The sequence below is a fragment of the Xanthobacter autotrophicus genome (genome assembly GCF_030015065.1).
In the GTDB taxonomy this organism is placed as follows: Bacteria; Pseudomonadota; Alphaproteobacteria; order Rhizobiales; family Xanthobacteraceae; genus Xanthobacter; species Xanthobacter autotrophicus_D.
This window is the reverse complement of record NZ_JAIVFN010000355.1, coordinates 1-478: the sequence shown is the minus strand read 5'-3', so window position 1 is coordinate 478 and position 478 is coordinate 1. Positions and strand designations below refer to the sequence as shown.

At 64.6% G+C, this 478-nt stretch carries 1 protein-coding gene; it reads left to right on the top strand.

All coding sequences use genetic code 11. From position 1 onward, the window contains the following. On the top strand, positions 1-478 hold a 478-nt coding region (locus K9U40_RS23505; RefSeq protein ID WP_282892477.1), incomplete at both ends, for a substrate-binding domain-containing protein.

The window sequence follows — 478 nt, the reverse complement described above, 5'->3', positions numbered from 1 at the left end:
GCGCGTGGACGTGATCGCGTTCTGGCCAGTCGTCGAATCGGGCTGGGAGCCGGTGCTGCGCGAGGCCAAGGCCGCCAAGATCCCGGTGGTGCTCACGGACCGCGCCGTAAACGTCAAGGACACCTCGCTCTACGTCACCTTCATGGGCTCGGACTTCGTGGAAGAAGGCCGCAAGGCCGGCCGCTGGCTGGTCGAGAAGATGAAGGACAGCAAGGGCGACGTGAACATCGTCGAGCTGCAGGGCACGGTGGGCTCGGCCCCGGCCATCGACCGCAAGAAGGGCTTCGAGGAAGTCATCAAGGCCGACCCGAAGTTCAAGATCATCCGCTCGCAGACCGGCGACTTCACCCGCGCCAAGGGCAAGGAAGTGATGGAGGCCTTCCTCAAGGCCGAGGGCAAGAAGATCAACGTGCTGTACGCGCACAACGACGACATGGCCATCGGCGCGATCCAGGCCATCGAGGAGGCCGGCCTGAAG